The 24,936-nt window shown below is 72.6% G+C and carries 22 protein-coding genes; 16 read left to right on the plus strand and 6 right to left on the minus strand.

The features are described 5' to 3' along the window. Positions 1 to 30: 30 nt before the first annotated feature. The 4 genes from PYS65_RS26760 to PYS65_RS26775 all read left to right on the plus strand — a co-directional run bounded on the left by PYS65_RS26760 (position 31) and on the right by PYS65_RS26775 (position 5,287). A complete protein-coding gene (locus PYS65_RS26760; protein ID WP_279336486.1) occupies positions 31 to 1,380 on the plus strand; it encodes an NYN domain-containing protein in 1,350 nt (449 codons plus the stop codon). A 329-nt stretch (positions 1,381 to 1,709) separates the two neighbouring features. Further along, complete coding sequence (locus PYS65_RS26765; protein ID WP_279336487.1) at positions 1,710 to 2,813, plus strand: C40 family peptidase; 1,104 nt, start codon at positions 1,710 to 1,712, stop codon at positions 2,811 to 2,813. 224 nt (positions 2,814 to 3,037) lie between these two features. Then, entirely contained in the window at positions 3,038 to 4,063 is a 1,026-nt protein-coding gene (locus PYS65_RS26770) for a C40 family peptidase (protein WP_279336488.1), read from the plus strand. Between the two features lie 33 nt (positions 4,064 to 4,096). Next, on the plus strand, positions 4,097 to 5,287 hold the full coding sequence (locus PYS65_RS26775; protein ID WP_279336489.1) for a hypothetical protein: 1,191 nt from the start codon (positions 4,097 to 4,099) through the stop codon (positions 5,285 to 5,287). A 236-nt stretch (positions 5,288 to 5,523) separates the two neighbouring features. Here the strand turns inward: PYS65_RS26775 and PYS65_RS26780 are convergent, their stop codons facing one another. Then, positions 5,524 to 6,753, minus strand: a complete 1,230-nt coding sequence (locus PYS65_RS26780; RefSeq protein ID WP_387036983.1) for a glycosyltransferase 87 family protein — start codon at positions 6,751 to 6,753, stop codon at positions 5,524 to 5,526. A 209-nt stretch (positions 6,754 to 6,962) separates the two neighbouring features. Here PYS65_RS26780 and PYS65_RS26785 point away from each other — a divergent pair, with 209 nt between their 5' ends. Next, positions 6,963 to 8,105 carry a glycosyltransferase family 4 protein gene (locus tag PYS65_RS26785; protein ID WP_279336491.1) on the plus strand — a complete coding sequence of 381 codons (1,143 nt, stop codon included), beginning with the start codon at positions 6,963 to 6,965 and terminating at the stop codon, positions 8,103 to 8,105. A gap of 111 nt (positions 8,106 to 8,216) precedes the next feature. On the opposite strand, the gene PYS65_RS26790 is transcribed toward PYS65_RS26785, so the two are convergent. After that, the gene (locus tag PYS65_RS26790; protein WP_279336492.1) at positions 8,217 to 10,043 is read right to left on the minus strand and encodes an AMP-dependent synthetase/ligase; all 1,827 of its coding nucleotides are present in this window, start codon (positions 10,041 to 10,043) and stop codon (positions 8,217 to 8,219) included. A 299-nt stretch (positions 10,044 to 10,342) separates the two neighbouring features. On the opposite strand from PYS65_RS26790, the gene PYS65_RS26795 reads away from it, so the two are divergent. The 6 genes from PYS65_RS26795 (at position 10,343) to PYS65_RS26820 (ending at position 15,725) form a co-directional block, all read left to right on the plus strand. Beyond that, positions 10,343 to 11,140, plus strand: a complete 798-nt coding sequence (locus PYS65_RS26795) for a metallophosphoesterase family protein (protein WP_279336493.1) — start codon at positions 10,343 to 10,345, stop codon at positions 11,138 to 11,140. Between the two features lie 176 nt (positions 11,141 to 11,316). Continuing rightward, positions 11,317 to 11,793 (plus strand): SRPBCC family protein, encoded by a 477-nt coding sequence (locus PYS65_RS26800; protein ID WP_279336494.1) that lies wholly within the window; start codon positions 11,317 to 11,319, stop codon positions 11,791 to 11,793. A gap of 57 nt (positions 11,794 to 11,850) precedes the next feature. Beyond that, a complete protein-coding gene (locus PYS65_RS26805) occupies positions 11,851 to 13,065 on the plus strand; it encodes an ArsA family ATPase (RefSeq protein ID WP_279336495.1) in 1,215 nt (404 codons plus the stop codon). 57 nt (positions 13,066 to 13,122) lie between these two features. Beyond that, complete coding sequence (locus tag PYS65_RS26810) at positions 13,123 to 13,704, plus strand: DUF5304 domain-containing protein (RefSeq protein WP_279336496.1); 582 nt, start codon at positions 13,123 to 13,125, stop codon at positions 13,702 to 13,704. Positions 13,705 to 13,805: 101 nt separating this feature from the next. Next, positions 13,806 to 14,759, plus strand: a complete 954-nt coding sequence (locus PYS65_RS26815) for an ROK family glucokinase (RefSeq protein ID WP_279336497.1) — start codon at positions 13,806 to 13,808, stop codon at positions 14,757 to 14,759. A 207-nt stretch (positions 14,760 to 14,966) separates the two neighbouring features. Beyond that, positions 14,967 to 15,725, plus strand: coding sequence for an endonuclease/exonuclease/phosphatase family protein (locus PYS65_RS26820; RefSeq protein ID WP_279336498.1), 759 nt, complete (start codon positions 14,967 to 14,969; stop codon positions 15,723 to 15,725). A gap of 24 nt (positions 15,726 to 15,749) precedes the next feature. Here PYS65_RS26820 and PYS65_RS26825 read toward each other — a convergent pair whose 3' ends face one another. Next, complete coding sequence (locus tag PYS65_RS26825) at positions 15,750 to 16,388, minus strand: hypothetical protein (protein ID WP_279336499.1); 639 nt, start codon at positions 16,386 to 16,388, stop codon at positions 15,750 to 15,752. Continuing rightward, positions 16,381 to 17,178 (minus strand): alpha/beta hydrolase, encoded by a 798-nt coding sequence (locus PYS65_RS26830; RefSeq protein WP_279336500.1) that lies wholly within the window; start codon positions 17,176 to 17,178, stop codon positions 16,381 to 16,383. Before PYS65_RS26830 ends, PYS65_RS26825 begins: the two co-directional genes overlap by 8 nt. A gap of 226 nt (positions 17,179 to 17,404) precedes the next feature. On the opposite strand from PYS65_RS26830, the gene PYS65_RS26835 reads away from it, so the two are divergent. From PYS65_RS26835 to PYS65_RS26850, 4 genes are all read left to right on the plus strand, one after another. Then, positions 17,405 to 18,205, plus strand: coding sequence for a lysophospholipid acyltransferase family protein (locus PYS65_RS26835; RefSeq protein ID WP_423836124.1), 801 nt, complete (start codon positions 17,405 to 17,407; stop codon positions 18,203 to 18,205). A 36-nt stretch (positions 18,206 to 18,241) separates the two neighbouring features. Beyond that, on the plus strand, positions 18,242 to 19,492 hold the full coding sequence (gene macS / locus PYS65_RS26840; RefSeq protein WP_387036964.1) for a MacS family sensor histidine kinase: 1,251 nt from the start codon (positions 18,242 to 18,244) through the stop codon (positions 19,490 to 19,492). Continuing rightward, complete coding sequence (locus PYS65_RS26845; protein WP_279336503.1) at positions 19,489 to 20,187, plus strand: response regulator transcription factor; 699 nt, start codon at positions 19,489 to 19,491, stop codon at positions 20,185 to 20,187. Before macS ends, PYS65_RS26845 begins: the two co-directional genes overlap by 4 nt. A gap of 120 nt (positions 20,188 to 20,307) precedes the next feature. Then, complete coding sequence (locus tag PYS65_RS26850; protein ID WP_279336504.1) at positions 20,308 to 21,303, plus strand: 2-hydroxyacid dehydrogenase; 996 nt, start codon at positions 20,308 to 20,310, stop codon at positions 21,301 to 21,303. On the opposite strand, the gene PYS65_RS26855 is transcribed toward PYS65_RS26850, so the two are convergent. Both PYS65_RS26855 and PYS65_RS35280 read right to left on the minus strand, forming a co-directional pair. After that, entirely contained in the window at positions 21,255 to 23,156 is a 1,902-nt protein-coding gene (locus PYS65_RS26855) for an anthranilate synthase family protein (RefSeq protein WP_279336505.1), read from the minus strand. The genes PYS65_RS26850 and PYS65_RS26855 overlap by 49 nt on opposite strands. Positions 23,157 to 23,266: 110 nt before the next feature. Beyond that, on the minus strand, positions 23,267 to 23,353 hold the full coding sequence (locus PYS65_RS35280) for a trp operon leader peptide (RefSeq protein ID WP_361450881.1): 87 nt from the start codon (positions 23,351 to 23,353) through the stop codon (positions 23,267 to 23,269). Positions 23,354 to 23,460: 107 nt separating this feature from the next. Here PYS65_RS35280 and PYS65_RS26860 point away from each other — a divergent pair, with 107 nt between their 5' ends. Beyond that, positions 23,461 to 24,813 carry a class II 3-deoxy-7-phosphoheptulonate synthase gene (locus PYS65_RS26860; protein WP_279336506.1) on the plus strand — a complete coding sequence of 451 codons (1,353 nt, stop codon included), beginning with the start codon at positions 23,461 to 23,463 and terminating at the stop codon, positions 24,811 to 24,813. The last annotated feature ends 123 nt before the right edge of the window (positions 24,814 to 24,936 follow it).

Below are 24,936 nucleotides of genomic sequence, written 5' to 3' on the forward strand. Positions count from 1 at the left end.
GGGTCGCGCACAGGCATTGGGGTGTGACGGATGGTGGAGACCGCGGGCGGGGAGCCGGAGGACGGTGCCGCTGAGGTACTCGACCGTCCGCTGCCCGACGGCGTGCGCCGCCGGGTCGTCCAGATCGTCTCCGACGGCTTCGGCGGACTGACGGTCACCGAGCTGCCCGCCCAGCTCAGGCAGTACGCCCGGTTCACCCCGAGCCGGCGCGCCAAGTTCGCCGGCAACGCCATGGCCGCCGCGCTGGAGAGCGAACCACTGTTCCGCCAGCGCATCGCGGAGCGGCTGAAAGAGGCCCAGCCAGAACTGTCCGGCGCCCTCGAGGCGGGCTCCCCGCCCCCGGCCGCCGACCCGCTGGACGTGGCGGCCGCGGCCTATGTCATGCGGCCGCCCGGCTGGGTGAAGCTGGTGACCGCCGCGGGCGAGGAGGCCCAGCGGGCCGACGCCGAGCGCGCCGACGAGGAGAACCGGGCCGAGGTGGAGCGGCTGCGCGCCGAACTCGCCCGGGCCCGTGAGCACGCCAGGTCCGAGACCGAGCGGCTGCGCGGAGACCTGGACTCGGCCAGGAAAGAAGCGGACTCCCTGCACCGCAAGCTGCGGTCCGCGCTCAGTGACGTCAAGCGCGGCGCGGCCGCGCTGCGCAAACTGCAGGGGGAGCTGGACGCCGTCCGCGCCGACGGGCAGGCACAGGTGTCCGCCACCGAGAGCGAGAGCCGGCGGCTCAAGGCGCGCCTCGGCGAGTCGGAGGCCGCCCTGGAGGCCGCCCGCCGGGCCGCCCGGGAGGGCCGCAGCGTCGAGGACATGCGGGTGCGGCTGCTCCTGGACACCGTGCTGGACGCCGCGCAGGGGCTCCGGCGCGAGCTCGCGCTGCCCCCCGTGTCCGTCCGGCCCGCCGAGACCGTGGACGCCGTCGAGCCGGGGCGCATGTCCCCCAAGGACATCGCGGCCCGGGCGCTGTCCGAGGACGACCCGGCCGTCCTCGACCAGCTGCTGGCGCTGCCACAGGCGCATCTCGTCGTCGACGGCTACAACGTCACCAAGACCGGCTATCCCCAGATGCCGCTGGAGAAGCAGCGCCTGCGGGTGCTCGGCCAGCTCGCCCAGCTCGCCGCCCAGACCGGCGCCGAGGTGACCTGCGTCTTCGACGGGGCCGAACTGGCCGCTCCCGTCCTGCTGGCGCCGCCGCGCGGGGTGCGGGTGCTGTTCTCCAAGCCCGGCGTCACCGCGGACGAGCTGATCCGCCAGCTGGTCCGGGCCGAGCCGCCGGGGCGGCCGGTCATCGTCGTCTCCACCGACCGCGAGGTCGCCGACGGAGTCGCCCGCGCGGGCGCCCGCCCGGTCGCGTCGGCGGTCCTGCTGAAGCGCTTCTCCCGGGCGTAGGGCACAGGGCGCGGGCCCGGTGGCGACGGAGGCGCGGTACGTCCCATCCGGAACGTAAGCCCCAACCGCAACGTACCTGCCGATTGACCGAATTGGCTCGGTATTCACGCAACGTAGCGTCAGGCCGATATCACCGCACGTGAGTTGAAGGCAAAGAAACGTACTGTGACATAGATTTCGTGCCCGAGGATTTGAACTGATCACAAGAGAATCACTAGGGTCAGGCCTCGAACCTCCGCTCGGGTGATCGTTCACATGGGGTGGCGACGGCGGAGGTCCCGCCCACCGGCGTGTCGGTAGGCGGCTGGAGGAAGAAGGAGCTCGCCTCCGTGGCGTCCCACCGTCGTCCCAAGCAGCCGAACCGGGCACGTGTCACTGTGCTCACCACCGCTGCCGCAGCTGCCGTCGTCCTGAGTTCGCAGGCCGCCAACGCGGCTCCCAGCGAAAATCCGAGCAAGGGCGAGGTGAAGGCCAAGGTCGACAAGCTCTACCAGCAGGCGGAGCAGGCCACCGAGAAGTACAACGGGGCCAAGGAGAAGCAGGAGAAGCTCCAGAAGGAGATCTCCACCATCCAGGACAACGTCGCCAAGGGCCAGCAGGAGCTCAACGAGCTGCGCGACGGCCTCGGTTCGATGGCCAGCGCCCAGTACCGCAGCGGCGGCATCGACCCCGCGCTCCAGCTCTTCCTCTCCGCCGACCCGGACGACTACCTCGACAAGGCGTCCACCCTCGACCAGCTCAGCACCCAGCAGGTCGACGCGCTGAAGAAGATCCAGGAGAAGCAGCGCGAGCTCGCCCAGCAGCGCTCCGAGGCCTCCGGCAAGCTCAAGGACCTCGACTCCACCCGCACCGAACTGGGCAAGAAGAAGAAGGAAGTCCAGGGCAAGCTGGGCGCCGCGCAGAAGCTGCTCAACAGCCTGACCGCGGAGGAGAAGGCACAGCTCGCCGAGGAGGAGGCCCGCGCCACCCGCGCCAGCGAGCGGGAGGTCCTCAAGGCTTCCGGTTCGGGTTCCGGTTCCGGTTCCGACGCGGGCACCGCCGCCGGCACCGGCAGCTCCGCCCCGGTCTCCAACGGCTCCGGCCGCGCCGGCGCCGCTTTCGCCGCCGCCCAGAGCAAGCTCGGCACCCCTTACGTCTACGGCGCCACCGGCCCGTCCTCCTTCGACTGCTCGGGCCTCACCTCCTGGGCGTACGCCCAGGCCGGCGTCGGCCTCCCGCGCACCTCCGAGTCGCAGACCGGCGCGGGCACCAGGATCTACTCGGCCAGCCAGCTCCAGGTCGGCGACCTGGTCTTCTTCTTCAACGACCTGCACCACGTGGGTCTTTACGCGGGCAACGGCCAGATCATCCACGCCCCGCGCAGCGGCACCGTCGTCCGCTACGAGTCGATGAACACCATCGGCGGCCCGTTCATGTTCGGCGTCCGCGTCTAGGAGCGGCCCAAGACGCCTCGTCACTCCTGTCGGCCGCGGCAGGGGCGCGTGCCTCCGTTCGGGGGAATCGCGGCCCCGCCGTCCGACTCCACGCCCCGCCTGTGACCTGCGGTCAGAGGCGGGGCGTCACTGTGCGTGGTCACCCGGGTCATTGGTCGGCCGCCCGCACCGGGGTTACTGTCTGCCGCGTTTCCCTGTCCGCCAGCGGAAGGAGCGCGGTCCCCGTGGGGTCCCATCGACGCCTTGCACCCTCCCCCGGTCTCGACCGGGGCACCACCGTCGCCGTAGGTCTCCTGTCCGCGGCGGCAGCCGCCCTGGGCACCGTACCGGCGACGGCCGTCCCGCACGACGATCCGACGGCCGACGTGGACCGCCTCTACGAGGAGGCCGAGCGGGCGACCGAGGCGTACCACCGGGCCGACTCCCGCGCGGGCACCCTGCGGGGGCGGATCAACACCGTCCAGGACGAGATCGCCCGGCAGCAGGAGCGTGTCAACACCCTGCGGGAAGCGCTCGGTTCGCTGGCCGGCGCGCAGTACCGCTCCGGCGGGCTCGACCCCTCCCTCACCCTGCTCCTCTCCGACGATCCGGAGGACTACCTCGAGCGGGCCTCGGTGCTCGACCGGCTCACCGCCCGCCAGGCCGGACGGCTGAAGGAACTCCAGAAGGCCGGGCGCTCCCTGGACCAGAACCGCGCGAAGGCGTCCGACGAGCTGAAAGAACTGGAGCGGAGCCGCAGGGCGGCCGCCGCCCACAAGAAGACCGTGAAGCGCAAACTCGCCGAGGCCCGGCGGCTGCTCGACGCGCTCCCCGAGGCCGAACGCGCCGCCTACGAGCGGGCTGCCCGATCCGGCGGATCCGGCCTCTTGGGACTGCCCGGCCCGGTCGGCGCCGCGGCTGCCTCCGGCCGCGCGGCCGCCGCGGTGGCCGCCGCCCACTCCGCCCTCGGCTCGCCCTACGTCTGGGGCGCCAACGGGCCCTCCGGCTTCGACTGCTCCGGTCTGATGCAATGGTCGTACGCGCAGGCCGGGGTGGCCCTGCCCCGCACCTCGCAGGCCCAGCGGCACGCCGGCCGGCAGGTCCCGCTCTCCCAGGCCCGGCCCGGCGACCTGGTGCTCTACCGGTCCGACGCCAGCCATGTCGGGATGTACGCGGGCAACGGTCAGGTGATCCACGCGCCCTACCCCGGTGCCCCCGTGCGCTACGACCCGGTCGGGATGATGCCGGTCTCGTCCGTCACCAGGGTCTGACCGGAGCTGCCCGGCGCCCGTACCCTCACAAGGGTGGCTGGTCGAAGGCGGGTGTCGGGTGCGCCGGTGACGGCGCTGTGTCTGCTGCTCGTCTCCCTGGTCGGCTGCGGAGGCCGGCCGGCCGTCGACGGCGCCCACGCCGAGGTGCAGGCACTGCTCGACCGGCGGGCCGGGGCCGTCCTCGGCCACGACGCCGCCGCCTACGCCCGTACCGGCACCCGGGCCGGGTACGACAGCCTGCGTGAGGTGCCGCTGGCCGACTGGACCTACCGCGTGACCGCGGTGCGCCGCACGGGGGACAGCGCCACCGTCGACGCCGACCTCGGCTACCGCGTCGCGGGCTACGACCGGGCCCCGGTCACCACCGCCCGCACCCTGCGCCTGACCCGGCACGACGACGGCCGGTGGTCCGTCGACTCCGACCGGCCCGCCGGGAAGACCGGCCGGCAGCTCTGGGACCAGGGCGCGGTGCGTGCCGTGCACGGGGAACGGAGCCTGGTGCTCGGTGTGGGGCAGCCCGACGGGAAACTGCGCGACTACGCCGAACTGGCCGACCGCGCGGTGCCGTCGGTGTCGGACGCGTGGGGCCCGCGCTGGGAGCGGCGCGTCGTGGTCCTGGTCCCGGGCTCCCTGGAGGAGATGGCGGGGCTGCTGGGTTCGCCCGCCTCCTCCTACCGGGGGATCGCGGCCGTCACCACCGGCGAGACCGGCGCCGGCGCCACGTCACCCGCGGACCGGGTCATCGTCAACCCGGACGCCTTCGGAGTGCTCGGCGACTCGGGCCGGCAGGTCGTGGTCACCCACGAGACCGCCCACGTCGCCACCCGCGCCCACACCACCGCCTCGACCCCGCTGTGGCTGTCCGAGGGCTTCGCCGACTGGGTCGGCTACCGGGACGGCGACCGCCTCCCGGCCGACGCGGCACCGGAACTCGCCCGTGCGGTGAGGTACGGGGAGGTCCCCTCCGGGCTGCCGGACGACGGCGACTTCGGCTTCTCCGGCGACACCGACGGCCTCGCCCGCGCCTACGAGAGCGGCTGGATGGCCTGCCGCCTCATCGCGGAGCGCTGGGGCGAGGAACGCCTCGGCGCGTTCTACCGTGCCGTGGGCGCGCACGCGCGGCGGGACGGCGCGGTCGAGGACGCGATGCACCGGGTCCTCGGCACCACACCGGAGGCCTTCACCGTCGCCTGGCAGGACTACCTGCGCGAGCAACTCCACTGACCCGGCCGGGGCGTTCGCCGCACCGGGAGACTGCACCGGAGTCGGGAGGAGACCGGTCGGGAAGAGATCGGTCGGGAGGGGCCGGTCGGGAGGGGACCCGCCGTGGGGCACCGGTCAGGGGGAGACCCGTCGGGAGGGGTCGGTCAGGTGACCCGGCCGGGGCGTTCGCCGCACCGGGAGACCGGGCCGGAGTCGGGAGGAGAGCCGTCGGGAGGGGAGCCGTCGGGAGGGAACGGTCAGGAGGAGACCGGTGCTTTCGTGGGGCTTCGGGGGTGGTCTGCGAGGTCCGCGGGCGGGAGCGACCGGGGGACCGTCGCGCGCCACAGGGTGCGGGCGGCGAGGAGGGTGGCGGCCACCAGCAGGCCGTTGCGGAGGAACAGCAGGGCGATGCCGAGCGGGTCACTGGCCACGACGTGCGCGAACCACAGCGGGAACTCCAGCACCGTCACGAACGACGCGACCAGCACCAGGGCCACCGGCAGCCGCATCCGGCTCCCGCGGTGGCACAGGCAGACCGCGGCGAGCCCGACCAGCCACACCATGTACTGCGGGCTGATCACCCGGCTGGTGGTGGTGAACATCAGCACGGCCACGAACGCGGCGTCGGCGAGGGTGTGCGGCTCGAAGCGGGTGGCCAGCAGCCGCCACAGCACCAGCCAGGCCAGGGCCGCCCCGGTCAGCACCATGGCGCCCGTGCTCACCCAGGTCACGTACGGGCCGAGGAACTCCACCGAGCCGTAGTTGAGCAGCACCCGGCCGTCCCAGCCGTAGTGCCGGGCGACATGGAAGACCAGCGCGCCCAGCGACTCCACCTCCGTGCCCCGGTCGCGCTGAAAGTCCAGGAAGGCGAACGCGCCCGGCATGGACACCGCGAACGCGCCCGCCACCGCGACACCGGTCACCGCCGCCGACACCCACGCGGAACGCCGGCGGACACCGAGCAGCAGCATCGCCGGCCACACCTTCAGCAACGCGCCGAAGGCCGCCAGCACCCCCAGCAGCCGGGGACGCCGGGCGCCGGCCAGCAGCGCGGCCACCGCCACCGCGGTCACCATCACGTCGTAGCGGGCGTACACCGTCGGCCCGAGCAGCGGCACGCCCGCCACCCACACCCAGGCGCCGCGACGGCTCAGACCCGGCCGGCCGCCCGCGTACAGCAGCAGTGCCAGGGTGGCCAGGTCGGCGAGGAGCACCAGGACGAAAAACGCCGTGGCGTACTCCAAAAACGGCAGTAAGCCGGGGGAGAGGATCGCCAGCGCCGCCGCGGGCGGGTACTGCCAGGTCACGTCGTCCAGCGGGAACGTTCCGGTGCGCAGGACCTCGTACCAGCCCCGGTAGATCCCGGACACGTCGCTGGTGACGTCCGGGCCGGGGAAGACGACCACCTTCAGGACCCACAGCAGCAGGACGGTCCTCGTCAGCCCCCAGAGCGCGAGCAGCCGAGCCGGGGACCCGCGCGAGCCCATCGTGTCCACGTGATTCCTGCCCGTCGGTGTGCGGTCCTGGGGGGCCATGATGTCGCGGACCCCGGTGTGCGTGCCACAGCGGCCCGCCGGAACCCGGAGCCGCCCGGCCCCCGGCCCCCGGCCCCCGGCCCCCCGGTCTCCGGCCCCCCGGTCTCCGGCCCCCGGCCGGTTCGGTACCGGGTGCCGGCGGTTCGGTAGGGTCGGCGACGATGCACAAGACCCTGATCGTGACCAACGACTTCCCGCCCCGGCCCGGCGGCATCCAGGCGTTCCTGCACAACATGGCGCTGCGGCTCGACCCCGAGCGCCTCGTCGTCCACGCCTCCACCTGGAAGCGCACCCGGGAGGGCGCCCTGGCGACGGCCGCCTTCGACGCCGAGCAGCCCTTCACCGTCGTACGCGCCCGTACGCCGATGCTGCTGCCGACCCCGCAGGCGACCCGGCGGGCCGTCGCCCTGCTGCGCGAACACGGGTGCACCTCGGTGTGGTTCGGGGCGGCGGCGCCGCTCGGGCTGATGGCACCGGCGCTGCGCCGGGCGGGCGCCGAGCGGATCGTGGCCACCACCCACGGCCACGAGGCGGGCTGGGCCCAGCTCCCCGCCGCCCGGCAACTGCTGCGCCGGATCGGCGAGTCCACGGACACGATCACCTACCTCGGCGAGTACACGCGCTCGCGGATCGCCGGCGCGCTCACGCCCGGGGCGGCCTCGCGGATGGTGCGACTGCCGCCCGGGGTCGACGAGAAGACCTTCCACCCCGGCTCCGGCGGCGACGAAGTCCGGGCCCGGCTCGGCCTGACCGACCGCCCGGTGGTCGTCTGCGTCTCCCGGCTGGTGCCGCGCAAGGGGCAGGACACACTGATCCGCGCCATGCCCGCGATCCTGGCCGCCGAGCCGGACGCCGTGCTGCTGATCGTCGGCGGCGGGCCCTACGAGAAGGACCTGCGCCGGCTCGCCCAGGACACCGGGGTGGCCGGCTCCGTCCGCTTCACCGGCGCCGTGCCCTGGTCCGAACTGCCCGCCCACTACGGCGCCGGGGACGTCTTCGCGATGCCCTGCCGCACCCGGCGCGGCGGACTGGACGTGGAGGGGCTCGGCATCGTCTACCTGGAGGCCTCCGCGACCGGTCTGCCCGTCGTCGCCGGCGACTCGGGCGGCGCCCCCGACGCGGTCCTCGACGGCGAGACCGGCTGGGTCGTCCGGGGCGACACCCCCGCCGAGTCCGCCGACCGCATCATCACCCTCCTCGCCGACCCCGGACTCCGCCGCAGGATGGGCGAGCGGGGCCGGGCCTGGGTCGAGGAGAAATGGCGCTGGGACCTGCTGGCGGACCAACTGAAAACCCTGCTCTGAACCCGACTCGGCCCCTCCGGCGTCTGAGGAGCGGGGGGCCGGGGGCAGAGCCCCCGGGGAAGGGAAGGGGCGGCGGGGCGAAGAACAGCGTTCCCGGCCAGGACGGACGCCCTACTTCGTGTAGAGCGCCTCGATCTCGTGCGCGTAGTCCTTCGCCACCACGTTCCGCTTCAGCTTCAACGACGGAGTCAAGTGCCCCGACTCCTCCGTGAACTGAGCCGGCAGCACCCGGAACTTCCGCACCGACTCCGCCTTGGAGACCGCCGCGTTCCCGTCGTCGATCGCCGTCTGGATCGCGGCGATCAGATCGGGGTCCTCGCTCAGCGCCGCCGCCGTGACCCCCTCCGGCTTGCCGTGCTCCGCCGCCCAGCGGACCAGGAACTCCTCGTCGACGGTGACCAGCGCGCCCACGAACGGCCGCCCGTCGCCGACCACCATGCACTCCGCGACCAGCGCGTGCGCGCGGATACGGTCCTCGATCACGGCCGGCGCCACGTTCTTGCCGCCCGCGGTCACCAGGATCTCCTTCTTGCGCCCGGTGATGCTCAGGTACCCGTCCTCGTCGAGGGTGCCGATGTCGCCGGTGTGGAACCAGCCGTCGGCCAGCGCCTCCTCCGTCGCGCCCGGATTGTTCCAGTACTCCTTGAACAGGTGCTCGCCGTGCAGCAGCACCTCGCCGTCGTCGGCTATCCGGACCACCGAGCCGGGCAGCGGCTGTCCGACCGTGCCGATCTTCGGCCGGTCCCAGGGGTTGAACGTGGTGGCCGCACAGGACTCGGTGAGCCCGTACCCCTCCAGCACCGTGAAGCCGATGCCGCGGAAGAAGTGGCCGAGGCGCTCGCCCAGCGGCGCGCCGCCGGAGATGGCGGCCTCGCCGCGTCCGCCGAGCACCGCGCGCAGCTTGCCGTACACGAGCCGGTCGAAGACCTTGTGCTTGAGCCGCAGACCGAGGGACGGGCCCGACGGCGTGTCCAGCGCCTTGCTGTACGCGATGGCGGTGTCCGCCGCCTGGTCGAAGATCCGGCCCTTGCCGTCGGCCTGCGCCTTGGCCCGCGCCGAGTTGTAGACCTTCTCGAAGACCCGCGGCACACCCAGGATCAGCGTCGGCCGGAACGCGGCCAGTTCGTCGGTGAGCTGCTTGATGTCCGGGACGCAGCCCAGCTTGATCGGCGCCATCATCGGCGCGATCTGCACCAGCCGGCCGAAGACGTGCGCGAGCGGGAGGAAGAGCAGCACCGAGCACTCACCGGTGCGGAACAGCGGGCGCAGCCGCTCCACGATGTTGCCGCACTCGGCGAAGAAGCTGCGGTGGGTGAGCACACAGCCCTTGGGGCGGCCGGTGGTGCCGGAGGTGTAGACGATGGTCGCCGGGTCGTCGGCCCTGGCCACGGAGCTGCGCTCCTCGACCGTCTCGTCGGTGACGTCCCGGCCGAGCCGTCCCAGCTCAGCGATCGCACCGCCGGCGAGTGCGCCGTCGGCGAGAGCGCCGCCCTCGATCTGCCACACGTGCTTCAGCGCGGGCAGCCGGTCGCGCAGCGACTCCACCATGGCCGCGTGGCCGTCGCTCTCCACCACACAGGCGGTGGCGCCGGAGTCGCTGAGGATCCAGGCCACCTGCTCCGGCGAACTGGTCTCGTACACCGGCACGGTGACCGCGCCGGCGCTCCAGATCGCGAAGTCCAGCAGGGTCCACTCGTAGCGGGTGCGGGACATCAGCCCCACCCGGTCGCCGGGCCGGACACCGGAGGCGATGAGCCCCTTGGCGGCAGCCCGCACCTCGTCGAGGAAGGCGGTCGCCGTCACGTCCTGCCACACGCCGCCGACCTTGCGGGCGATGACGGCGACATCGGGATGCTGCGCGGCGTTTCTGCGGACGATGTCGGTCAGATTGCCGTCCGCGGGGACCTCGTACAAAGCGGGAAGGCTGAACTCGCGCAAGACTGCTGCTCCTCTTAGGGCGCCGGCGCCACGACGTTGTGCGCTGCGGCGGCGGTGCGGTCCAAGGCTCGGTCGAGTGCTCGAGGATTCAGCTGTTGAAAACCCGAGCACGAGTGGACGGCCCGGACGTTACCCGCCGGTATGGATGCTACGACAGGGGGTCCCGGTGAGATGTTCGCTGCGTCACACAGCTGGGTGCTCCATCGCGCACACTATTCCACTGCTTCCCTGCCGAGCCAGTTACCGCAGGTCCGCGCACCACTGTTCACGCGGGACGGACACGCCTACCCTTGATCGCCATGGCTTCCACACCAGACGGGGACCGGCGCACGCGCGTCCATGTGGTCAGCGACGTGCACGGCAACGCCCGTGACCTGGCCCGCGCCGGCGACGGCGCGGACGCCCTGATCTGCCTGGGCGACCTGGTGCTCTTCCTCGACTACGCCGACCACTCTCGCGGCATCTTCCCCGACCTGTTCGGCGTGGAGAACGCCGACCGGATCGTGGAACTGCGCACCGCCCGCCGCTTCGAGGAGGCGCGCGCGTTCCAGTCCCGGCTGTGGGCGGGCATCGGCGAGGACCGCGCCGGGGCGATCGAGACGGCGGTGCGCAAGCAGTACGCCGAACTGTTCGCCGCCTTCCCCGCACCCACGTACGCCACCTACGGCAATGTCGACATACCGGCCCTGTGGCAGGAGTACGCGGGCCCCGGCACCACCGTCCTCGACGGCGGACGGGTGGAGATCGGCGGCCGGACCTTCGGCTTCGTCGGCGGCGGACTGCGTACGCCCATGAGAACGCCGTACGAGATCGGCGACGAGGAGTACGCGGCGAAGATCGAGGCCGTCGGCGAGGTCGACGTGCTGTGCACGCACATCCCGCCGGAGGTCCCGGAGCTGGTGTACGACACCGTCGCACGCCGTTTCGAGCGCGGCAGCCGGGCCCTGCTGGACGCCATCCACCGCACCAGGCCGCGGTACGCGCTGTTCGGCCATGTGCACCAGCCGCTGGTCCGGCGCATGCGGATCGGGGCCACCGAATGTGTGAACGTGGGGCACTTCGCGGCCGGCGGCCGGCCCTGGGCCCTCGAGTGGTGAGGACCTCCGACGAGTCGCGGCCGGACGAGTCGCGTCCGGACGAGTCGCGGTCGGATGAGTCGCGGTCGGATGAGGGGCGCCGGCCGGGTGCGCGATAGCCTTCCGCTGCACGTGCGTGCGCGGGGGCCGCGCACGGCGATCCGAACTACCGGCCCGCACCTGGAGGAGCCACGGCGATGGCGGAACACACCAGCTCGAGCATCACGATCGAGGCGGCACCGGCCGATGTCATGGAGGTGATCGCCGACTTCGCCCGCTACCCGGACTGGACCGGTGAGGTGAAGGAGGCCGAGGTCCTCTCCTCCGACGACCGGGGCCGGGCCGAGCAGGTGCGCCTCGTCATGGACGCCGGCGCGATCAAGGACGACCAGACCCTCGCGTACACCTGGACCGGTGAGCACGAGGTCTCCTGGACGCTGGTGAAGTCCCAGATGCTGCGCTCCCTGGACGGCTCCTACCTCCTGACGCCGGCCGGCACGGGCACCGAGGTCACCTACCGGCTCACCGTCGACGTCAAGATCCCGATGCTCGGCATGATCAAGCGCAAGGCCGAGAAGGTCATCATCGACCGGGCCCTGGCGGGACTGAAGAAGCGGGTGGAGACGGGCGAGGAGCCCGCCGCCGGCTCCGGCGGGAAGCCGGCCGCGGAGTAGCACCGGCCGGGAGGCGGCGGCGCCGGTCGGGCACGGTCCCGGGTACCGTTCACCCTCATGCGTACCCTCCTGATCACGGGCCCCGGCGGCAACGGACGTACCACCGTCGCGGCGGCCACCGCGCTCGCCGCCGCCCGCTCAGGCGCCCGCGTCCTGGTGCTGGGCACCGACCGGGTGGACACGCTGGGCGCCGCACTGGGGACGCCCGTGGGCGCCGAGCCCGTCGAGGTCGAGCAGGGACTCACCGCCCGGCGGGTCGACGCCGGTACGGACTTCCGCGCCGACCTGGCCGCCCTCCAGGACCGGGCCGCCACGGTGCTCGACCTGCTCGGCGCGTCCCGGCTCGACCCCGAGGACCTCGGCCCGCTGCCCGGTGCCGAGGAGCTCTCCGTGCTGCGCGCCCTGCGGGACGCGGCGCTGTCACAGGCGTACGACCTGCTCGTCGTCGATCTCCCGCCCACCCCGCAGGCCCTCGCCCTCCTCGCCCTCCCCGAGGACCTCCGCCGCTGCCTGCGCCGCCTGCTCCCGCCGGAACGCCAGGCCGCCCGCGCCCTGCGCCCGGTGCTCGGCCGCCTCGCCGGGGTCCCGATGCCCGCGGAGTGGCTGTACGGGACGGCCGCCCGCTGGGACACCGAACTGGCCGCGGTCGAGGCCGTCCTCGCCGACCGGGGCACCGCCGTACGGCTGGTCGCCGAGCCCGGACCGGCCGGCGCCGACGCGGTACGCGCCGCGGGCCTGGGCCTCGCCCTGCGCGGACTGCGCACCGACGCGCTGGTCGCCGGGCGCCTCCTGCCCGAGGACGTCGAGGACGGCCGGCTCGCCGGCCTGGTCGCCCAGCAGCGCAAGACCCTGGACGAGTGGCGCGAGACGTACGACGTCCACCCGGTCGCCCACCTGGGACGCGACCCGCGGGGCCCGGACGATCTCGCCGCGCTCGCCGTACCCGGCATGCCGGCCGCCGAGGGGGCGCCCGCCCGGGTCGAGTGGCCCGTCACCGGTCCCGCCCACTCCCGGCTCCCCTCGAGCGAGGAGTCCTCCACCGCCGACGACGGCGTACTGGTCTGGCACATCCCCCTGCCCGGCGCCCGGCGCGAGGAACTGGACCTGATCCGGCGCGGCGACGAACTCGCCGTCACCGCCGGGCCGTTCCGGCGGACCGTCCCGCTGCCCTCCGCGCTGCGCCGCTGCACCGTGGACGGCGCGGCCCTGCGCGAGGGCGAGCTGCGCATCCGGTTCCGGCCGGATCCGCAGCTGTGGCCGCGCACCCCGTGAAGCCGCCACGGCCGTTCGGGTAACGTCGGAGGGGCCCACCGTAGTCAGGAGTCCCTCATGAGCGATCAGCTCCCCCCGCCCGATGCCGCCGGGGACGAACCCGTGGACGACGTACGCGCAGTGGAGGACGACGTACGCGCTGTGAACGAGGCGCGCACCGCCTTTGACGCGGACGCCTGGGCGACGGCGTGCGCCGAGGACCTCGAGGCGGAGAAGGTCCGCCGCCGCGCCCGGTACGGACCGCCGCCCGGCTCGGCTGCCGAGGAACTGCGCAAGCTCGTCGACGCGGTCGCCGAGAAGTTCGACCAGCTCACCGGAGGCCTCCAGGGCCCCCTGTTCGGCGCGGTCGCCGGGCCGGCCGCGCAGCAGATGGTGCGCCAGGTCGTCCAGCAGGCCAAGGCGGCCGTGGAACCGGTCGTCGAACGCAACCCGGACGTCTTCGACCACCTCACCGCCGCGGGCAACGAACTGCTCGCCGCCTACCGCTCCGCGGTCCAGGGTCAGGAACACCGCTGGACGACCGGAGACACCCGCGCCTGGGACCCCGACGAGGCCCGGGACGAGGGCGGCAAGGGCGACCCGGGCCGGGACCGGGGCGACGAGCCGGGCCCCGGCGGGGAACGCATCGACCTGGACTGACGGCCCGAAGCCGGTGGCCGGTCCCGTCGGTGCCGGGAACCCGGCGGCAGTGCCTCGGGTACCGTGGGCGGTAGCGGGGCTCGACCGGAACTGAGGGATTCATGGGACTCACCATCGGCGTCGACATCGGCGGCACCAAGATCGCGGCCGGCGTGGTCGACGAGGACGGCAACATCCTCTCGGTCCACAAGGTGCCGACCCCGGGTACGCCCGAGGGCATCGTGGACGCGATCGCCTCCGCGGTGGAGGGGGCACGCGCGGGCCACGAGATCGTCGGCGTGGGCATCGGTGCGGCCGGATACGTCAACCGCCAGCGCTCGACGGTGTACTTCGCCCCCAACATCTACTGGCGCAACGAGCCGCTCAAGGAGAAGGTCGAGGCCCGCACGGGTCTTCCCGTCGTGGTGGAGAACGACGCCAACGCCGCGGCCTGGGGCGAGTACAAGTTCGGTGCCGGCAAGGGCCACCGCAACGTCATCTGCATCACGCTCGGCACCGGTCTGGGCGGTGGCGTCATCATCGGCAACAAGCTGCGCCGGGGCCACTTCGGCGTGGCCGCCGAGTTCGGGCACATCCGGATGGTGCCGGACGGCCTGCTGTGCGGCTGCGGTTCGCAGGGCTGCTGGGAGCAGTACGCCTCCGGCCGCGCCCTCGTCCGGTACGCCACCCAGCGCGCCAACGCGACCCCCGAGAACGCGGAGACGCTGCTCTCCCTGGGGGACGGCACCCCCGAGGGCATCGAGGGCAAGCACGTCTCCATGGCCGCCCGCCAGGGCGACCCGGTGGCCGTCGACTCCTACCGCGAGCTGGCCCGCTGGGTCGGCGCGGGCCTCGCGGACCTGGCCTCCCTCTTCGACCCGTCCGCGTTCATCGTCGGCGGCGGTCTCTCCGAGGAGGGCGAGCTGGTCCTCGACCCGATCCGCAAGTCCTACAAGCGCTGGCTGGTCGGCGGCAACTGGCGCCCGGTGGCCGAGGTCCGCGCCGCCGAACTCGGCAACAAGGCCGGCCTGGTGGGCGCAGCCGACCTGGCCCGCCAGCCCGACCCGATCATGTGACCACCTCTCGTCACACGCACGACGGCGCCCGCCCGCTCCCCTCGGGGGACGGCGGGCGCTGCCGTTTCCGCGCCGTACGTACGACGGCCGCAGGCTGCACAGGACGGTCCGCGGTGCGCGGGCTCCGCGTCCGCGTGATACGGCTTCCTCGAGCGCGTGCGGCGCTGACCCGCTCACGTCGTGCGGGGTCGGCGTATCTTGATCCCCATGGCGACGACTCCGCTGCTGCCCGACTCCCGTACCGAGCCGGACGGTTCGGCCGTGGTCCGGGTGCTGAGCTACAACATCCGTTCGATGCGGGACGACACCGGTGCGCTCGCCCGGGTGATCACCGCCTGCGCGCCCGATCTGGTGCTGCTTCAGGAGGCGCCGCGGTTCTTCCGGTGGCGCAAGAAGCTGGCGCGGCTCGCCTCCGCCTCCGGACTGGTCACGCTGTCCGGAGGTGCCACGGCCGCCGGGCCCGCCGTCCTGTGCTCCCTGCGGACGACCGTCGAGCGCACCGAGGACGTGCTGCTGCCGCTCACCCCGGGGCTGCACCGGCGCGGCTTCGCCACCGCCGTCGTACGGTTCGGGGGCGCCCGGCTCGGGGTGCTGAGCTGTCATCTGTCGCTGGCGGAGGACGAGCGGTACGAGCAGGGCGGCATGCTCCTGAACCGGCTCGCCGGGATGGGCGTGGAGCACGCGGTCGCGGGCGGTGACGTCAACGAGCGGCCGGACGGCCGCACCTTCCGGCGGCTGGGCGAATCCCTCACGGACTGCTGGGCGGCCGCGCCCTGGGGCGGTGAGTACACCTCGACGCCCACCGAACCGCATCAGCGCATCGACGCCCTGTTCGCCACGGAGGGCGTCGAGGTCCTGGGCTGCGGCGTCCCGCTCGGCCGGCCCGGGGTGAGCGGGGCCGACCTGAGGGCGGCCACCGACCACCTGCCGGTGCTGGCCGCCCTCAGAGTGCCGGCGGCCGCGTAGACCGCGTGGGCGAGGGGCCCGCTCTCAGACCACCGCGCCGCGGCCGGGATCGTCGTCCTCGTCGTCGGTGCGCATCCGCATCACCAGGGTGGCGAAGCCGCCCAGGAAGCCGCCGATGCAGAGCGTGGTCAGCCACCAGGTCATCTCCCAGCCGAGCAGGATCGCCAGCAGGAGCAGCACCGGGCCGCCCAGCACCCCCAGCCAGGCGAGCTTGGAGGCGAGGTCGGACTCGGGCAGCGGCGGCGGCTCCGGCGGTACGAAGTGGCCCTCGTCGCCGTCGTCGAAGTCGTCCTCGGAAGGCTCGGACACGCTGTAGTCGCGCGGGCCCACACCCGGCGCGAAGGCGATGGAACCGCCCAGCGGCTTGGCCGGCTTCTCCCCGGTCTTCGCCGGGGCCTCGGCCTGCGCCGACCCCTCGTCATTGGTCTCGGGCTCCAGCAACGCCAGATCCTCGACCGACTTGAACGGCTTGGCGCCCGCCGGGTCCGGCGGCTCGTCCCCGTACCCGGCGACGATCGCCGCCCACGCGGCGTCCTCGTCGAAGGGGACGGCCTGTTCCTCCGGACCCTCCGGACCCCGGCCGTCACGGCCTCCGCCGACCTCGCGCGCCTCCCGGTCCTCACGCCCTTCGCGGTCCTCGCGGTCCGAGTCGTGCTCAGCCACCTGTGGTCGTCCCTTCCTTGCCGAGACCGGGCTCGTCGACGGAGCCAGGTGCGAGCCGGCCGATGAACGCGGTGCTCTCCTGGAAGATCCGCTCCGCGTCGTAGTCCAACGTCGCCACGTGGTAGCTCTGTTCCAGCAGGATCTCCGTCACGTCGAGGGAGGAGACCCGGCCGAGGATCCGGGCCGAGTCCGCGGGCGGCACCACATGGTCCTGCGGGCTGCGCAGCAGCAGCAGCGGCTGGGTGACCTGGGGCAGTTCGCCGTCGAGCAGCCGCAGGAAGGTGCGCAGGGAGTGGGCCGCGTGCAGCGGTACCCGGTCGTACCCCAGTTCCGTGACCGACGGGTCCGCGATGTCGCTCGCGATCCCCTTCGTCGTGGGGATCAGATGGCGGGCCACGGGGAGCGCGTGCGCGCTCAGTCCGTGCACCTTGTTCGCCGGGTTGACGACCATGACGCCGCTCACCGCGTCGCCGTGCCGCGCGGCCAGCCGCAGGGCGAGCGCTCCGCCCATGGACAGGCCGGCCACGAACACCCGCGCGCACCGGTCCCGCAGCAGCCGCACCTCGCGGTCCACCTCCGCGTACCAGTCCTGCCAGCCGGTCACCCGCAGGTCCTGCCAGCGGGTGCCGTGCCCGGGGAGCAGGGGCAGCGAGACGGTCAGGCCGTGCTCGGCGAAATGCTCCGCCCAGGGACGCAGCGACTGCGGCGAACCGGTGAAGCCGTGGCAGAGGAGGACTGCGGTCTCCCCGCCCTCATGGCGATACGGCTCGGCTCCGGTCAGGAGCGGCACCTTGGCCTCCCGGTCTGAAAGTCGTAAGAGTCGTAGGAGTCGTGCAGCAGTCGTACAGAGGGGCTGTACGCCATGACGGTCAGGACACGGGTGTCATGGGGCGCGCCCGCACACGAGTTGCAGGACCTTCACCGTACGCGACCGCACTGACACCGACCAGGGCCGTCGGAGCCATTGACGGTGCTCCGGGATATGGTCTGACCCACACACACAGGAAGGCACTCGGTTGTTGTACGGCGCGACGAAGTTCACCGTCGGAGGGTCGCTGAAGCTCGCCTTCAGGCCCTGGGTGGACGGCCTGGGGAACGTACCCGCCGACGGCCCGGCCATTCTGGCCAGCAACCACCTGTCGTTCTCCGACTCCTTCTTCCTGCCGGCCGTGCTCCACCGCAAGGTCACCTTCATCGCCAAGGCCGAGTACTTCACCAGCCCGGGTGTCAAAGGCCGGCTCACGGCCGCCTTCTTCAAAGGTGTGGGCCAGCTCCCGGTCGACCGCTCCGGCGCGCGCGGCGCGGGCGAGGCGGCGGTCAGGAGCGGTATAGGGGTCATCGAGCGCGGCGAGCTGTTCGGCATCTACCCCGAGGGCACGCGTTCGCCCGACGGGCGTCTCTACCGGGGCAAGCCCGGCGGTCTGGCGCGCGTGGCGCTGGCCACCGGCGCGCCCGTGATACCCGTCGCCATGATCGACACGGAGAAGGTCCAGCCGCCCGGGAAGATCGTCCCGAAGCTGATCCGGCCGGGCATCCGCATAGGCAGGCCGTTGGACTTCAGCCGCTACCACGGCATGGAACACGACCGTTTCGTGCTCCGTGCGGTGACCGACGAGGTCATGTACGAAATCATGAAGCTCTCCGGCCAGGAGTACGTCGACATCTACGCGACCGTCATGAAGCGGCAGCTCGCGGACGAGGCCAAGGCCGACAAGGAAGCGGAGAAGGCGGAGAAGGAAGCGGAGAAGACGGAGAAGGCGGGGAAGAAGGCGCAGCGGGACGAGACCGCCGAGCAGCGACGGTCCGATCCCCAGTAGTCCGTCAGCGGGTCCGGGGCGGGAGTGGGGGAACACATGCCCAGGGGCGGGAACGTCATGAGGATGTCGGTCGAGCAGCCGCTGTGGCGCGCGCTCACCGGCTACCGGATCCTCGCCATGGTCTACGCGGTCGGCCTGTTCGCCACCGCCTACGACGAGTTCGAGCGTCCCTGGCTCGCCGTGGCCTACTTCGCCGTACTGGCCGTGTGGACCCTGGGCACCCTGCCCCGGATCGCCAACGCCGCCCGCTGCACCAAGCCCTTCCTCACCGCCGACCTGACCGTCGCGCTCGTCGGCATCCTGCTCACCCCCGTCGCCGACGCCCACGAGCGGGTCCAGGCGGGCGGCCCGACCATGCCCTCGATCTGGACCGCCGGCTCGGTGCTCGCCTTCGCGATCAAGGGCGGCTGGCGCTGGGCGGCCCTCGCCTCCAGCCTGGTCGCCGTCGCCAACCTGGTCGAGCGCGGCAGTCCCGCCCGCGACACCGTGCACAACGTGATCCTCGTCTGGGTCGCCTCCATCGCCATCGGCTACGTCGTCGAGGTCGCCCGCGCCTCCGAGCGCACCCTCGCCCGCGCCCTGGAGATCGAGGCCGCGACGAGGGAGCGGGAGCGGCTCGCGCGGGACATCCACGACGGCGTGCTCCAGGTGCTCGCGATGGTGCAGCGGCGCGGCGCGGTGATCGGCGGCGAGGCGGCCGAACTGGGCCGGATGGCCGGCGAGCAGGAGGTGGCGCTGCGCACCCTGGTCTCCGGCGGCCTGGTGCCCGTCCCCAGGGCCCCGCGAGAGGCCGTGCGCGCCGTGGGCGACACCGCCGGTGCGGCAGGGAGCGGCCCGGAGAGCGGAACCGGGGACGGCCCCGTCGACCTGCGTGCCCTGCTCGCCCCGTACGCCGGTGCCCTGGTCAACCTCGCCGAACCCGGGGCGCCGGTGCCGCTCGCGCCGTCCGCCGCACGGGAGGTCGCCGCCGCCGTCGGGGCGGCCCTGGACAACGTACGCAAGCACGTCGGGCCGAACGCCCGGGCCTGGATCCTGGTCGAGGACGAACCGGACGAGGTGATCGTCACCGTCCGCGACGACGGGCCCGGCATCGCCGAGGGCCGGCTCGCCCAGGCCGAGGGCGAGGGACGGCTCGGGGTGGCCCTGTCGATCCGCGGACGGCTGCGCGACCTCGGCGGCAGCGCGGAACTGATCTCGGTGCCGGGCCAGGGCACGGAGGTCGAACTGAAGGTGCCCAAGGACACGAAGGAAGCGGACGACCCGCGGGGGAAGGCGGAGCAGCGATGACGGACACGACAGCCGGACGGGAAGCCGGCCGGGGCCCGGTCAAGGTGATGGTGGTCGACGACCACCCCATGTGGCGCGACGCCGTCGCCCGCGACCTGTCCGAGTCCGGCTTCGAGGTGGTCGCCACCGCAGGTGACGGCGACCAGGCCGTGCGCCGCGCCAGGGCCGCCACCCCCGACGTCCTCGTCCTCGACCTGAACCTGCCCGGCAAGCCGGGTGTCCAGGTCTGCAAGGAGGTCCTCGCCGCGCACCCCGCCCTGCGCGTGCTGGTGCTCTCGGCGAGCGGTGAGCACGCCGACGTCCTGGAAGCGGTGAAGTCGGGCGCCACCGGCTATCTGCTGAAGTCGGCCTCGACCCAGGAACTCCAGGACGCGGTGCGCCGTACGGCGGCCGGTGACCCGGTGTTCACCCCGGGCCTGGCCGGGCTGGTCCTCGGCGAGTACCGCCGTCTGGCCTCCGACCCGGCACCCGCCCCGGAGAGCGGCGGAACCAAGGCGCCCCGGCTGACCGACCGGGAGACCGAGGTGCTGCGCCTGGTCGCCAAGGGCCTCAGCTACAAGCAGATCGCCGAACGGCTCGTCATCTCCCACCGCACGGTGCAGAACCACGTCCAGAACACCCTCGGCAAGCTCCAGCTGCACAACCGCGTGGAACTCGTCCGCTACGCCATAGAACGCGGCCTCGACGACGAGTAGGACCCGTCCGGACCCGGCCGCACCCCTCGTCAGCCCCGCATATTCGCATCTTCACATATTCATGTACTCGCATGTTCACGCATGAGGCGCCAAGCCCGGCACGACCCCCGGAGGGACCCTGTGGAAATCCTCGCGTTCGGTGTGCAGTCCGACGAGAAGCCCATGATCGAACGGGCCTTCCAGGGCCACCACGAGGTACATGTCCTGGACGTCTTCCTCGACGAGGACACCGCCCTCATCGCGGCCGGCCACGAGGTGATCTCCACCAGCGTCAACTGCGACCTCGGCGCAGGGGTCCTGGAGAACCTGGCGGCCGGCGGCACCCGGATGATCGCCCAGCGGTCCACCGGCTTCAACAACGTCGACCTGAAGACGGCCGAGCGGCTCGGCCTGACGGTCGCCCGGGTGTCGTACTACTCGCCCCACTCGGTCGCCGAGTTCGCCTGGACCCTCGCCATGGCGGTCAACCGCCGTGTCGTCCGCGCCTCCATCCGCACCCGCGACTTCGACTTCCGCCTCGACGGCCTGATGGGCCGCGACATGCACGGCCGCACCGCCGGCGTCCTCGGCACCGGCAAGATCGGCGAGGCGTTCGCCCGGATCGCGCACGGCTTCGGCATGCGGCTGCTCGGCTGGGACGTCGCCGAGAACCCCGCCTGCCGGGAGCTCGGCATGACCTACGTCCCCAAGGAGCAACTGCTCGCCGAGTCCGACCTGGTCAGCCTGCACGTCCCGCTGCTGCCGGAGACCCTCCACCTGATCGACGGAGCCGCCCTGCGGACGATGCGGGACGACGCGATCCTGGTGAACTCCAGCCGCGGCGGACTCGTCGACACCGCCGCCCTCGTCGCCGAACTGCGCGCGGGCCGCTTCACCGGCGTCGGACTGGACGTGTACGAGGCGGAGGCGGGCCTGTTCTTCCTCGACAAGTCCCTGGAGGCCGTCGAGGACGACACCCTGGCCCGCCTCGTCACCTTCCCCAACGTCCTGGTGACGTCCCACCAGGCGTACTACACCGTGGACGCCGTCAGCCAGATCATCGAGACCACGGTGAACAACGTCCTCGACTACACCGAGGGCCGACGCTCGGAGAACGTCCTGGTACCGCGGAGCTGACCCATCAGCTCCGCGACGAGCGCCGCGCCGTTCAGGGTGAGCACCGACTCGGGATGGAACTGGAGCGAGGCGAAGCCCGGCCCGCGCAGGGCGTGCACCTCGCCGTCGGCCGCGCGGCTCACCTCGATGCCGTGCGCGGCCAGTTCCGCGGCCGCCTCGTCGTCGCACCGGGCGACGAAGCTGTTGTAGAAGCCGACCGTCTCCGGCCGCCCGAACAGGTCGATCCCGGTCTGCACCCCCTGGTACGGCACCTCCTTGCGGACCGTGTCGAGACCCAGCTCGGCCGCGATCAGCTCGTGGCCGAGGCAGACGCCGAGGACGCCGTGCCGGTGGTCCCTGATCACCGCGGCGGTCAGGCCGCGCAGGAACCGCATCTTCGCGTCGGCCGTGTCGGACGGGTCACCGGGGCCGGGCCCCAGCACCACGGGCCCCTCGTGCGCGAGCACCGTCTCCCGCAGCCCCGGTTCGTCGTACCGCCGGACGGTGACCGTGAGCCCCGAGGAGCGCAGCACGTGCGCGAGCATCGCCGTGAAGGTGTCCTCCCCGTCGACGACCAGGGCGTGCGCCGCCGGCCCCGCCGGCAAGGCCGACGGCTCCCGCATCCGCAGCCAGAACGGGGCCAGGGAGGCCCGCCGCCCGTCCAGTGCCGCCCGCACCCGCGGATCGTCGGCCAGCCGGGGCCGTACGGACTCCGCGCGCGGCCGTCCCGGGCGCACCCCCAGCGCGGCCAGCACCCCGGCCGCCTTCGCATGGGTCTCGGCGACCTCGCCCGCCGGGTCCGAGCCCCGCACCAGCGTGGCGCCGACCGGCACCCGCAGCCGCCCCGCCGCGTCGATGTCGGCGGTGCGGATGAGGATGGGGGAGTCGAGGCTCTGCGCCCCACCGGCGTCCCGACCGAGCAAGGCCAGCGCCCCCGCGTAGTACCCGCGTCCGGCGGGCTCGTACCGCCGGATCACCCGGCAGGCGTTCTGCACCGGCGACCCGGTGACGGTCGCGGCGAACATGGTCTCCTTCAGCACCTCCCGCACATCCAGCGAGGACCGGCCGCGCAGCTCGTACTCGGTGTGGGCGAGATGCGCCATCTCCTTCAGCCGGGGCCCGACCACGACCCCGCCCATGTCGCCGACGGCGCACATCATCTTGAGCTCCTCGTCGACGACCATCGACAGCTCCTCGATCTCCTTGCCGTCGGCGAGGAAGTCCAGCAGGTGCTCGGGGGTCGGTCCCCCGGCCGGGTAGCGGTAGGTGCCGCTGATCGGGTTCATCACGACGGTCCCGCCGGACGCCCGCACATGCACCTCGGGGCTGGCCCCGACCAGCGTCCGCCCTCCCGCCTCCCGCCCGGTGTGCACCACGAACGTCCAGTACGCGCCCCGCTCGCCCTCCAGCAGCCGCCGGAACAGGGCCAGCGCGTCGGCCCGCCCGAACCCGGGGATCTCCCCCTCGTAGCTCCGCCGGATCACGAAGTTGGCGCCCTCGCCCCGCCCGATCTCCTCCCGCAGCACCCGCCCGACGATCTCCGCGTACGCGTCGTCGTCGACGTCGAAGCCGCCGTCCGTCACCCGGACGTCGTGCGCGGGCAGCTGTTCCAGGGCGGTGGTGAGCGGGATCTCGTGGCGCTCCTCGGGAGTCAGCACCAGCAGCGGGGTGCCGTCGTCGCGCACGTCGAAACCGCGCTCCCGGATCTGCCGGAAGGGGATGAGCGCCAGCCCCTCGTCGGGCAGGTCGGCCAGCCGCTCACGGGGGCTGACGGGGCCGAGCAGCAGCTCCACCACGGTGTCGTCGCGGCCGGGGGTGCGGCGGCGCAGCAGGGCGAACGGGCGGGGATCGTCCAGCAGGTCGAGCAGGTTCATCGGTCGTGGTCCCTCGGTGACGGAGGGCCGGCCGGGGCGCCGCGGGGCCCGCGAACGCCGAAGGCCGCCCCTCGGGCGGCCTTCGCGGAGTCGTGTGTACGCGCGATGATTCAGTGGGCCGCCGGAGAAGCGGTCCACCACCAGTTCCGGGCGGAAGGGTTCTGAACCGAACCGTTCCGGGTCGAAAGCGCGAACATGCGACGCACCTTAGCGCATGTCCCTCGCGTGTCCACTGAGAGTTTTTCCTGTCTCACTTGCTGGGCACAGGCCCGGAAGGCGCCATCCCACCCCGTAATGTTGAGGCGTGACCGTGAACGCTAAGACCAGCCCGAGTGCTGGCAACACCTGGCGAGAACTGCCCGCGGCGCAGCAGCCCGAGTACCCCGACACCGAGGCTCTGCGCGCAGTGATCGCGGACCTCGAGTCGTATCCGCCGCTCGTCTTCGCGGGCGAGTGTGACCAGCTGCGCGCCCGGATGGCGGCCGTCGCCAAGGGAGAGGCGTTCCTTCTCCAGGGCGGCGACTGCGCGGAGTCCTTCGACGCGGTGTCCGCCGACCACATCAGGGCCAAGCTCAAGACACTGCTCCAGATGGGCGCCGTACTGACGTACGCCGCGTCCGTGCCCGTCGTGAAGGTGGGCCGGATCGCCGGCCAGTACTCCAAGCCGCGCTCCAAGTCGACCGAGACCCGCGACGGCGTGACCCTGCCCACCTACCGCGGCGACTCCGTCAACGGCTTCGACTTCACCGAAGAGGCCCGCGTCCCGGACCCCGAGCGGCTGAAGCGGATGTACAACGCCTCGGCCTCCACGCTGAACCTGGTGCGCGCCTTCACCACCGGCGGCTACGCCGACCTGCGCCAGGTGCACGCCTGGAACCAGGACTTCGTGAAGTCGTCCCCGTCCGGCCAGCGCTACGAGCAGCTCGCCCGCGAGATCGACCAGGCGCTGAACTTCATGCAGGCCTGCGGGGTCGAGCCGGAGGAGTTCAAGACCGTCGAGTTCTTCTCCTCGCACGAGGCGCTGCTGCTGGACTACGAGTCGGCGCTGACCCGCGTCGACTCGCGCACCGGACAGCTGTACGACGTCTCCGCGCACATGGTGTGGATCGGTGAGCGCACCCGGCAGCTGGACCACGCGCACATCGAGTTCGCCTCGAAGATCCGCAACCCGATCGGCATCAAGCTCGGCCCGACCACCACGGCCGAGGAGGCGCTGCAGTACATCGAGCGGCTCGACCCCGAGCGCGAGCCGGGCCGGCTGACCTTCATCGTCCGGATGGGCGCGGACAAGATCCGCGACAAGCTGCCCGAGCTGGTCGACAAGGTCACCGCCTCCGGTGCCACCGTCGCCTGGGTGACCGACCCGATGCACGGCAACACCTTCGAGGCGGCCTCCGGGCACAAGACCCGCCGCTTCGACGACGTGCTCGACGAGGTGAAGGGCTTCTTCGAGGTCCACAAGGAGCTCGGCACCCACCCGGGCGGTATCCATGTGGAACTCACCGGTGACGACGTCACCGAGTGCGTGGGCGGCGGCGACGAGATCTTCGTCGACGATCTGCACCAGCGCTACGAGACCGCCTGCGACCCCCGGCTGAACCGCAGCCAGTCGCTGGACCTGGCGTTCCTCGTCGCCGAGATGTACCGGGACCAGTAACACCGCTCACCTGCCGAAACGGCGAGGGGTGGGGCACGGATCACACAGGATCGGTGCCCCACCCCACTTTTTTGTCCCCCGAACGACAGGTAAGGTTAGGTTTGCCTCACCGATCAGGGGTCG

The organism is Streptomyces cathayae (genome assembly GCF_029760955.1).
Taxonomy (GTDB): domain Bacteria; phylum Actinomycetota; class Actinomycetes; order Streptomycetales; family Streptomycetaceae; genus Streptomyces; species Streptomyces cathayae.

Excerpts from the sequence above, each read along its gene's own strand:
- PYS65_RS26760 (WP_279336486.1), top strand. The coding sequence starts at position 31 with ATGGTGGAGACCGCGGGCGGGGAGCCGGAGGACGGTGCCGCTGAGGTA.
- PYS65_RS26780 (WP_387036983.1), bottom strand. The coding sequence starts at position 6,753 with ATGGGCTCGCGCGGGTCCCCGGCTCGGCTGCTCGCGCTCTGGGGGCTG.
- PYS65_RS26785 (WP_279336491.1), top strand. The coding sequence starts at position 6,963 with ATGCACAAGACCCTGATCGTGACCAACGACTTCCCGCCCCGGCCCGGC.
- PYS65_RS26795 (WP_279336493.1), top strand. The coding sequence starts at position 10,343 with ATGGCTTCCACACCAGACGGGGACCGGCGCACGCGCGTCCATGTGGTC.
- PYS65_RS26800 (WP_279336494.1), top strand. The coding sequence starts at position 11,317 with ATGGCGGAACACACCAGCTCGAGCATCACGATCGAGGCGGCACCGGCC.
- PYS65_RS26805 (WP_279336495.1), top strand. The coding sequence starts at position 11,851 with ATGCGTACCCTCCTGATCACGGGCCCCGGCGGCAACGGACGTACCACC.
- PYS65_RS26810 (WP_279336496.1), top strand. The coding sequence starts at position 13,123 with ATGAGCGATCAGCTCCCCCCGCCCGATGCCGCCGGGGACGAACCCGTG.
- PYS65_RS26815 (WP_279336497.1), top strand. The coding sequence starts at position 13,806 with ATGGGACTCACCATCGGCGTCGACATCGGCGGCACCAAGATCGCGGCC.
- PYS65_RS26820 (WP_279336498.1), top strand. The coding sequence starts at position 14,967 with ATGGCGACGACTCCGCTGCTGCCCGACTCCCGTACCGAGCCGGACGGT.
- macS (WP_387036964.1), top strand. The coding sequence starts at position 18,242 with ATGCCCAGGGGCGGGAACGTCATGAGGATGTCGGTCGAGCAGCCGCTG.
- PYS65_RS26845 (WP_279336503.1), top strand. The coding sequence starts at position 19,489 with ATGACGGACACGACAGCCGGACGGGAAGCCGGCCGGGGCCCGGTCAAG.
- PYS65_RS26855 (WP_279336505.1), bottom strand. The coding sequence starts at position 23,156 with ATGAACCTGCTCGACCTGCTGGACGATCCCCGCCCGTTCGCCCTGCTG.
- PYS65_RS35280 (WP_361450881.1), bottom strand. The coding sequence starts at position 23,353 with ATGTTCGCGCTTTCGACCCGGAACGGTTCGGTTCAGAACCCTTCCGCC.